The organism is Streptomyces sp. NPDC043867 (assembly GCF_056435845.1).
In genome coordinates, this window is the sequence record NZ_JBWKDS010000047.1 from 37,429 (window position 1) to 46,638 (window position 9,210).

The window sequence follows — 9,210 nt, forward strand, 5'->3', positions numbered from 1 at the left end:
GGAGAAGGAGAGGTTTGGGTCACTAGAGCACCCCGCCGCTTCCCCAGAAAACCCCCTCGGGGGGGGGGCCGCTTCCCTTTTTCGCCCCCCACCCCCCCCCGAGACGAGCCGGGCGTGGGCAGGGCGGCGATGTTCCGCGTCGGGCGCTAGCCCGACGCGGAACGAGCCGGGTGCGGCGTTCCGCAAGCCGTAAGGCTGCGGTGTCATCCACGGTACGGCGCAGATGACGGGACACGCCCCAGTTCCTGCGGGAACTGACCGAGGCGCGCGAGCTGCGTGAGCGGGTCCAGCCGCGCCGCGCCAAGGCGGCCCGGCTGCGCCACGCCATGCGCATGCGCACGTTCCGCTGGTAGCCGCGCCCGTCCCGGACGGGCCGCGCCCCCTGCCGACGGCGGTCCGCCCGCCGCCACGGGCGGTGGCGCGCGCGTCCCGGGGCCTTCGGCCGCGTACGATCCCGCTGGCAGCGATCAAAAGAGGCAGACACAGCAGGGCGAAGACGTCCCCTGAACGCTCTCTTTCTGCCACGATTCCGAGTGGGTGGGGCTCAAAGCAGCGCTTCCGCCCACAGCCTCCGCCGGGGGGACCCCCAACCGGCACGCCTAGGACCAGTGGGAGAGTCACGGTGTACTTCGCCGCACTGCTCGCGCGCACCGAAGACGGGTGGGAAGCGAGCGACACAGAGCTCGACGATGTGGAGACCCTGTCGGATTTCACCGACCTGGCCCGCGAGGCCACGGTCGACGACGACACGGTCCTCCTCCTCATCGAGCAGGAGGACGGATGGTTCGGGGTCGTTCGCGTGGACGGCGAGGAGGACCCTCGTATCTACGTCTCGGACGCCGCCGCAGCATCCCGCAGTTCGTACGGCGAGATCCTGCTCACGGACGAACTTCTCGGAAGGGAGCCCGGGGACCCCGACGTCCCCGACCTGGACTCCCTCGACCTCGACGGCACGGAGGACGGTGAGGGAGAGGACTCCGACAACGACGACGAAGTGCCCGGTACGCCCGGCGAGGCCGTGCCGCACGGTCCGGTGGGGGACCGCGAGGTCCTCTCCGACCTGGGTGTGGGCGAGAAGGAGCTGCTCGCCCTCCACGCGGGCGACGCGCTCAACACCATCGCCGATGCGCTGGGTGCCGCGGAGGTCCTGGAGACCGTCCGTTAGGTTCCCCCGGTGAGCAGCACAGAGGAGACGTCACCGCCCGATCCCGTACGCGACCCCTGGCGGGCCGCGATGCGGCTCGCCCTGGACGAGGCGCGGCGGGCCGCCGGGGGCGGGGACGTCCCCGTCGGCGCCGTCGTGCTGTCCGCGGACGGCACGACGGTGCTCGCGACCGGGCACAACGAGCGTGAGGCCACCGGCGATCCGACGGCGCACGCCGAGGTCCTCGCGCTTCGCAGGGCCGCGGCGCGGGCCGGTGAGTGGCGGCTGTCCGGCTGCACGCTCGTCGTCACCCTGGAGCCCTGCACGATGTGCGCGGGCGCGCTGGTCCAGTCCCGGGTGGACCGGGTCGTCTACGGCGCGCGCGACGAGAAAGCGGGTGCGGCGGGTTCCGTGTGGGACGTCGTACGCGACCGGCGGCTGAACCACCGCCCCGAGGTCGTCGAGGGCGTCCTGGCCGATGAGAGCGCGCGTCTGCTCACCGAGTTCTTCCGGGATCGCTGACCGCGGGGACCTCCGAAACGGATTTCTGACCACGCCCCACCTTGGGGTAGGGTCTCCCTCGGTAGCGTGTCCGAGCGGCCGAAGGAGCTCGCCTCGAAAGCGAGTGTGGCGCAAGTCACCGAGGGTTCAAATCCCTCCGCTACCGCTGGAGAAGGGCCCCGTCGAAAGACGGGGCCCTTCCTGCTTTCCCCGGCTTCCCGGAGGTGCGGTGAGGAGCCGGCGGATACGTGATCTTCGGCGCCTCCCCGAGCACCTGGCCGGGATACACTCACCGCCGGCAACAGGGGGCCCACCGGGGCACAGCAGGCACAGGGGAGGCCGCGGTGGCGGTGCATTCGAAGAAGATCGCCGTCTACGTACTCGTGGTCTTCGCGCTCTACGTGATCATCACCGACCCGGAGAAGGCCGCCGACTACGTCCAGATAGGGTTCGAGGGCATCTCGAATGCCGCCCAGGCCGTCGGCGACTTCATGACGTGGGTCGCCAACGGGGCCAAGGACTAGGTCCCGACGGGCCGGGTCCCGGCGCCGGAGCCGGGCGGCCCCCCGCCGTATCCCTGGGAGCGCCCGTGATCCGCCATCTGGTCCTCTTCAAGCTCAACGAGGGCGTCCAGCGCGACGACCCCCGTGTCGTCGAGGGCGTCGCCGCCTTCCGGGCGCTCGGCGGGCAGATCCCCGAACTCGCGTTCTGGGAGTGCGACTGGAACATCACCGACCGGCCCATCGCGTACGACTTCGCGATCAACTCGGCGGTGGAGGACACGGACGCGCTGAAGCGCTACCTGGAGCACCCCGCGCACCAGGCGGGCGTCGCGCTGTGGCGCGAGTTCGCCACCTGGGTGATCGCCGACTATCCGTTCTGAGCGCGCCTCACTCCTCCAGGGCCCCTCGCCGCGACCGGCGAGGGGCCCTGTGCGTCGTATGGCTCATCCGACCATCAACACGGCGTTATGCGGTGCTTGCACACAGTGCACATGTCTTGTGATGCTATGACCGCTTTTGACGGATGAGTTGACGGAGACGTCGACGGATCGTTGACGAACGAAGAGGTGGCGTTGACCGTGTCGGCCAGTACTGCGCCACCCCAGGAGGACGTCCCCGACCAGGCCCAGGGCCAGGAGCGCCCCCGCCAGGCCCCGGCCTCCGCCCCGGCCCTGCCCTCCGCCCCCGTCCGGCCGACCGCACCCACCCTGCCGACCGCACCCACCTTGCCGACCGCACCCACCCTGCCGACCACTCCCGCGCAGCCCCCGGCCCCCGGACAGTCCCCCTCTCCCGCGCAGCCCTCCACCCCCGGACAGTCCGCCCCCGCCCAGCCGCCCGCCCCGGCCCAGCCGGTCACGGCGGAGGAGCAGCCCGCGCCCGCTCCGGAGAAGCGCCGCGGCGCCGACACCCGGGCCCTCACGCAGGTGCTCTTCGGGCAGCTCAAGAACCTGGAGCCGGGCAGCCCCGAGCACGGGCGGGTGCGCGGCGCGCTCATCGAGGCCAACCTGCCGCTCGTCCGGTACGCGGCAGCACGCTTCCGCTCGCGCAACGAGCCGATGGAGGACGTCGTCCAGGTCGGCACCATCGGCCTGATCAACGCCATCGACCGCTTCGACCCCGACCGCGGCGTGCAGTTCCCGACCTTCGCCATGCCGACCGTCGTCGGGGAGATCAAGCGGTACTTCCGGGACAACGTGCGCACGGTCCACGTCCCGCGCCGGCTGCACGAGCTGTGGGTGCAGGTGAACAGCGCCACCGAGGACCTGACCACCGCCTTCGGCCGCTCCCCGACGACCGCCGAGATCGCCGAGCGGCTGCGGATCTCCGAGGAGGAGGTCCTGTCCTGCATCGAGGCCGGACGCTCGTACCACGCGACGTCGCTCGAGGCCGCCCAGGAGGGCGACGGACTCCCCGGGCTGCTCGACCGGCTCGGCTACGAGGACCCGGCGCTCGACGGGGTCGAACACCGCGATCTCGTGCGCCACCTTCTCGTGCAGTTGCCCGAACGGGAACAGCGGATCCTGCTGCTGCGCTATTACAGCAATCTGACGCAGTCACAGATCAGCGCCGAACTTGGTGTCTCCCAGATGCATGTGTCAAGGCTTCTCGCGCGCAGTTTCGCGCGTCTTCGATCCGCAAACAGGATCGAGGCGTAACCGTCAGGAGCGAATCACCCGGCGCGACTTTTTCCGTCGGTTTCCCACTGATAAACCGTCAGACCCCTTCTTTCCAGGGCCGATTCACCCCTCCCATGTCGACATGTCACTACAGCGTGTTGCCGACATGTGACATTCTGCGGGAAGCGTGTTTGCCGCGGCCTCGCCGCCGGTATTCAGGTGGAGGCTGCGTTCCTCCGACGGGAGCGTCCGCCGCGACCGTCCGCGACCCAAAGGGGGTGGCATGTCCGCAGTCCAGGGCAGCTCGAAGGTGCTCACGCTCACGAAGAGCGACTCCGCGCCCGACGTGCTTCACGACGTCCCGGCCCTTCCGGACCAGGAAGCCGTCCCGGCCCTCCCGGACCAGGAAGCCGCCGTCCCGGCGCTTCCCGCCCCGGGAGCCATCGACACCCGCACCCTGTCCCGCTCCCTGTTCCTGCGGCTGGCCGCACTCGACGAGAACAGCCCCGAGCGCGCCTACGTACGCGACACCCTCATCGAGCTGAACCTCCCGCTCGTCCGGTACGCGGCAGCACGCTTCCGCTCGCGCAACGAGCCGATGGAGGACATCGTCCAGGTCGGCACCATCGGCCTGATCAAGGCGATCGACCGCTTCGACTGCGAACGCGGCGTCGAGTTCCCGACGTTCGCGATGCCGACGGTCGTCGGCGAGATCAAACGGTTCTTCCGTGACACCTCCTGGTCGGTGAGAGTCCCGCGCCGCCTCCAGGAGCTGCGCCTCGCGCTCACCAAGGCCAGCGACGAGCTCTCGCAGAAGCTGGACCGCTCGCCGACCGTCGCCGAACTCGCCGTGGTGCTGGGCGTGTCCGAGGAGGACGTGGTCGACGGCCTCGCCGTGGGCAACGCGTACACCGCCTCCTCGCTGGACTCCCCGGCCCCCGAGGACGACGGAGGCGAGGGCTCCCTCGCCGACCGCCTCGGCTACGAGGACCCGTCCCTGGAGGGCGTCGAGTACCGCGAGTCCCTCAAGCCGCTGCTCGCCAAGCTGCCGCCCCGCGAGCGCCGCATCATCATGCTGCGCTTCTTCGCGAACATGACCCAGTCGCAGATCGGCGAGGAGGTCGGCATCTCGCAGATGCACGTCTCCCGGCTGCTCACCCGGACGCTCGCCCAGCTGCGCGAGGGCCTCATCTCCGACTGATGTCCACGCAGTGGCGGTCGGTCAGCCGCGCTGACGCGATGCGTCGAGGTCGACACGCGGCCGCCGAAGTGCCCGGACGGGCGCCGCGGCGGCCGTCGTCCGTCCGGGCAACGCGGCGGTCGTCGTCGGTCCGCGTACCGCGCGGCGAGGGGTTCGTCGTGGCCGACGGTCCCGCCGACGGGACACCCCCGCGCGTCCGGGACCGCGGTGGGACCAGCGGGAGTTGAGACCGACGCCGCTGGACGAGGAGAACAGTGCGTCCGGATCCGGTGGAGGCGCGGGCTCCAAGCGGGTTGCGCTGTCCGGGAGTTCGGGCTCGGCGGGCTCAGCCGCGGCCGACTCGGGGCCGGCCCGGTCGCCTCGTCCGGACGGGAACGGTGGTGCACAGATACCGAGTTCCCCCGGATGGGGGTGACAACTCCGTTTCCGCGCACGGCGGTTCCGGGGCGAGGGACGGCGGCCGGGGCACCGGCGAGTCCCCCGCGCCGGAGCCGCCGCACGCACGGCGAGCCGCCCGATCGAGCGGAGCCGGGGGTCCGATGGAGGTGGCCCGCCCCTGGAGGCGGGCCACTGGTTACGCGAGTGCCAGCCAGGCCACGGCGGCGACGATCACCACGGCGGCCACGACGCCGAGGATCAGGCCGATACGGGGGCCGGACCTGGCCGCCTGCCGGGGGGCGGCCTGGGGGGCCTCGTCGACGAAAGCGCGGAACATCTGGGTGCTACCCGCGGGGTCGTAGTTGCCCTCGGGGCCCTGGGTGTGTGCCATGGCCCTGGACCCTAGCGAATGCGCCGGGGCTGCCCAAGTGCGGGTTCCGCCTTGAGGCCTGCCGGGCGGCCCGGGTGCGCCGGTTCACCCCTGCTCGCGGGCTTCCAGGCGACCGGCCGGAGAGCCCGCCCTTGGCTGCCCAGCGGGGCCGAGAGATCACCTGTCCGCTTCCGCCAAACCCCTGACCTGGCGGTTTACATTCGCCAATACTTGCCTTTGCCAACTTTTTAGGGCCACTGGTCCGCATTTAGTTTGCCTGCGGCAACCAACTGTCTCTATGGTTGCCCTAAGCAACGAACACGGGAGGTGCGATGGCCGAGCGGGCGCAGTACGAGGAACTGGCTCGTCAGCTCAGCGCCATCGGTGCCGTGAAGAGGGACATGGGGCGGATCCTGCCGCACGACTGCCCGGCGGGTTCCGCCGCCGTGCTGACGCTGCTCGGCCGGCACGGCGACATGCGGATGAGCAGGCTCGCCGAGCTGCTCTCCGTGGACATGTCGGTGACCAGCCGTCACGTTGCCCATGTCGCGGACCGGGGCTGGATCGAGAGGTCCCCCGACCCGGCCGACAAGCGTTCACGCATCCTGCACCTCACCGCCGCGGGACAACGGCAGCTCGACGAACTCTCCCAGCGCTCGTCGCAGCTGCTCGCCGACCGGCTGAGCCACTGGTCCGACGACGAGGTCGGCCTGCTCATCGCGCTCATGGCCCGGCTGCGGGAGAGCTTCGGCGACTGCCGTGCCGCCGCACCGCACCGGCCGGCGCCCCCGCACTCGTACGCGACGGAACCGACCACCCGTACACCCGCATAAGAACGTAAGAAAAGGAAGCCCATGGCAACGACCACACCAGCCGGTGTGCGGGCTCACGCCAAGCACGGAGGTGGGTCCTCCGACGGCGCTCCGATGACGCACCGGCAGATCATGGAGGCGCTCTCCGGGCTGCTGCTCGGCATGTTCGTCGCGATCCTTTCGTCGACGATCGTCTCCAACGCACTCCCCGAGATCATCGGGGACCTGGGCGGCGGCCAGTCCGCCTACACCTGGGTCGTCACGGCCTCGCTGCTGGCCATGACGGCGACCACGCCCCTGTGGGGCAAGCTCGCCGACCTCTACAGCAAGAAGGCGCTCGTCCAGATAGCGCTGATCATCTACGTGCTGGGCTCCGTGGTGGCCGGCCTCTCGCAGAACGCGGGCATGCTGATCACCGTCCGGGTCGTCCAGGGCGTCGGCGTCGGCGGTCTGTCCGCACTGGCGCAGATCGTGATGGCCGCGATGATCTCCCCGCGCGAGCGGGGCCGCTACTCCGGCTACCTCGGTGCGACCTTCGCCGTCGCGACCGTCGGCGGTCCGCTGCTCGGCGGTGTCATCACCGACACGTCGTGGCTCGGCTGGCGCTGGTGCTTCTACGTCGGTGTGCCCTTCGCGGTCATCGCGCTGATCGTCCTGCAGAAGACCCTGCACCTGCCCGTCGTGAAGCGCGAGGTGAAGGTCGACTGGGCCGGCGCCTTCTTCATCTCGGCCGCGGTCTCCCTGCTGCTGCTGTGGGTCACCTTCGCCGGTGACAAGTACGACTGGATCTCGTGGCAGACCTACACCATGCTCGCCGGCGCGGTCGTGCTCGGCCTGCTCTTCGTGCTCGTCGAGTCCCGGGCGAGCGAGCCGATCATCCCGCTGCGGCTGTTCCGCAACCGCACCATCACGCTGTCGTCGATCGCCTCGCTGTTCGTCGGCGTCGCCATGTTCACCGGCACGGTCTTCTTCAGCCAGTACTTCCAGCTGGCCCGCGACAAGTCGCCGACGATGTCCGGCGTGATGACCATCCCGATGATCGCCGGCCTGTTCGTCTCCTCCACGGTCTCCGGCCAGGTCATCACCAAGACCGGCAAGTGGAAGGCGTGGCTGGTCAGCGGTGGCGTCCTGGTGACCGCGGGACTCGGTCTGCTCGGCACCATCCGGTACGACACGGAGTACTGGCACATCGCGATCTACATGGCGCTGATGGGTCTCGGCATCGGCATGATGATGCAGAACCTGGTGCTGTGCACGCAGAACCAGGTGGCCCCCGCCGACCTCGGCGCGGCCAGCTCCACGGTGACGTTCTTCCGGTCCCTCGGCGGCGCGATCGGCGTCTCCGCGCTGGGCGCCGTGATGGCCCACCGGATCACCGACTACGCCAAGGACGGCCTGACCGACCTCGGCCCCAAGTACGCCTCCGCCGCCGCCGGTGCCAGCTCCGGCAGCAGCATCCCGGACATGGACGCGCTGCCCGCACCGCTGCGCACCGTGATGGAGAGCGCGTACGGCCACGGCATCGCGGACGTCTTCCTGATCGCCTCCGCGACGGCGCTGGCCGCCTTCTTCGTGACCCTCTTCATCAAGGAGGTCCCGCTGCGCACTTCGGGCGGTCTGGCACAGGCCGCCGAGGCGAACAACGCGGCGACGGCCCCCGCGGCTCCCGCCGCCGTCCAGGACCAGACCCCGAGCTGGGCGCTCCAGGAGACCGGCCCCGCCGAGGCGGGCCCCGAGGGCACGCAGCAGCTCGGCGCCGTCGCCACCGCGGCGGCCGGAACCACCGCAGGGTCCGGCGGGATCCCGGTACGCGGACACATCCGCGGTGCCGAGAGCGCGCCCGTGCCGCGGGCCGCGGTCACGCTGATCTCGCTCGCGGGACGGCAGCTCGGCCGCTCCGTCGCGCAGGCCGACGGCGCCTACGCGCTGGACGCTCCCGGCACCGGCTCGTACGTCCTGATCGCCTCCGCCGACGGCTTCCAGCCGCAGGCCTCGACGATCGTCGTCAACGACGAACCGGTCGCGTACGACATCCTGCTGAGCGGTACCAGCGGGCTGAGCGGTGTGGTGCGAGGCGCCGGGTCCGGAACCGCGGTCAAGGACGCCATGGTCATCGTGACCGACGTGCGCGGTGACGTGCTGGCCACCGGAACCACCGGCGAGCAGGGCGAGTTCACCTTCGCCGAACTGGTCCCGGGCGCCGTGACCGTCGCGGTGAACGCGGCCGGACACCGGCCGACGGCCCTGCCCGTCGAGGTCGGCGGCACCGGCGTCACCCGCGTCGAGGTCGAACTCAGCCCCGGCGCCCAGGTCCAGGGTGTCGTCCGGGCACCGGGCGGCCCGCTCGGCGACGCCCGGGTCACCCTGGTCGACGCGGCCGGCAACGTGATCGGCACGGCCAGGACCGGCGCCGACGGGGCGTACGCCTTCACCGACCTGGACAGCGGCGAGTACACCGTCATCGCGACGGGCTACCCACCGGTGGCCACCTCGCTGACCGTGAACGGCCACGGCGCCGACCGCCACGACATCGAACTCTCCCACCCGGGCGAGTAGTTCGGCTCCGGGGGGGGGGGGGGGGGGGGGGGGGGGGGGGGGGGGCGGGGGGGGGGGGGGGGTGGGGGAGGGGGTGGGGGGGGTGATACTCTCCGGTCTCCCTTTCCCCCCAGGGCTGCATGTCGA

At 71.0% G+C, this 9,210-nt stretch carries 9 protein-coding genes and 1 tRNA gene; 9 read left to right on the forward strand and 1 reads right to left on the reverse strand.

Going from position 1 to position 9,210, the window contains the following annotated elements; all coding sequences use genetic code 11:
* Window positions 1-622: 622 nt before the first annotated feature.
* From AC069T_RS33035 to AC069T_RS33065, 7 genes are all read left to right on the forward strand, one after another.
* Complete coding sequence (locus tag AC069T_RS33035; RefSeq protein WP_478786241.1) at window positions 623-1,165, forward strand: tRNA adenosine deaminase-associated protein; 543 nt, start codon at window positions 623-625, stop codon at window positions 1,163-1,165.
* A 69-nt stretch (window positions 1,166-1,234) separates the two neighbouring features.
* A complete protein-coding gene (tadA, locus tag AC069T_RS33040) occupies window positions 1,235-1,666 on the forward strand; it encodes a tRNA adenosine(34) deaminase TadA (RefSeq protein ID WP_476753131.1) in 432 nt (143 codons plus the stop codon).
* Between the two features lie 60 nt (window positions 1,667-1,726).
* Window positions 1,727-1,811, forward strand: a tRNA-Ser gene (locus AC069T_RS33045).
* A 178-nt stretch (window positions 1,812-1,989) separates the two neighbouring features.
* Window positions 1,990-2,169 (forward strand): hypothetical protein, encoded by a 180-nt coding sequence (locus AC069T_RS33050; protein ID WP_358852586.1) that lies wholly within the window; start codon window positions 1,990-1,992, stop codon window positions 2,167-2,169.
* Window positions 2,170-2,234: 65 nt separating this feature from the next.
* Window positions 2,235-2,528 carry a Dabb family protein gene (locus AC069T_RS33055; RefSeq protein WP_476752917.1) on the forward strand — a complete coding sequence of 98 codons (294 nt, stop codon included), beginning with the start codon at window positions 2,235-2,237 and terminating at the stop codon, window positions 2,526-2,528.
* Between the two features lie 363 nt (window positions 2,529-2,891).
* Entirely contained in the window at window positions 2,892-3,806 is a 915-nt protein-coding gene (locus AC069T_RS33060) for an RNA polymerase sigma factor SigF (protein ID WP_478786258.1), read from the forward strand.
* 244 nt (window positions 3,807-4,050) lie between these two features.
* Window positions 4,051-4,968 (forward strand): RNA polymerase sigma factor SigF, encoded by a 918-nt coding sequence (locus AC069T_RS33065; RefSeq protein WP_478786242.1) that lies wholly within the window; start codon window positions 4,051-4,053, stop codon window positions 4,966-4,968.
* A gap of 574 nt (window positions 4,969-5,542) precedes the next feature.
* Here the strand turns inward: AC069T_RS33065 and AC069T_RS33070 are convergent.
* Window positions 5,543-5,737 carry a hypothetical protein gene (locus tag AC069T_RS33070; protein ID WP_358852582.1) on the reverse strand — a complete coding sequence of 65 codons (195 nt, stop codon included), beginning with the start codon at window positions 5,735-5,737 and terminating at the stop codon, window positions 5,543-5,545.
* A gap of 311 nt (window positions 5,738-6,048) precedes the next feature.
* Here AC069T_RS33070 and AC069T_RS33075 point away from each other — a divergent pair, with 311 nt between their 5' ends.
* Together AC069T_RS33075 and AC069T_RS33080 are read left to right on the forward strand one after the other, a co-directional pair.
* Window positions 6,049-6,549, forward strand: a complete 501-nt coding sequence (locus tag AC069T_RS33075) for a MarR family winged helix-turn-helix transcriptional regulator (protein ID WP_476752918.1) — start codon at window positions 6,049-6,051, stop codon at window positions 6,547-6,549.
* A gap of 93 nt (window positions 6,550-6,642) precedes the next feature.
* Complete coding sequence (locus AC069T_RS33080) at window positions 6,643-9,084, forward strand: MFS transporter (protein WP_478786259.1); 2,442 nt, start codon at window positions 6,643-6,645, stop codon at window positions 9,082-9,084.
* Window positions 9,085-9,210 lie beyond the last annotated feature (126 nt).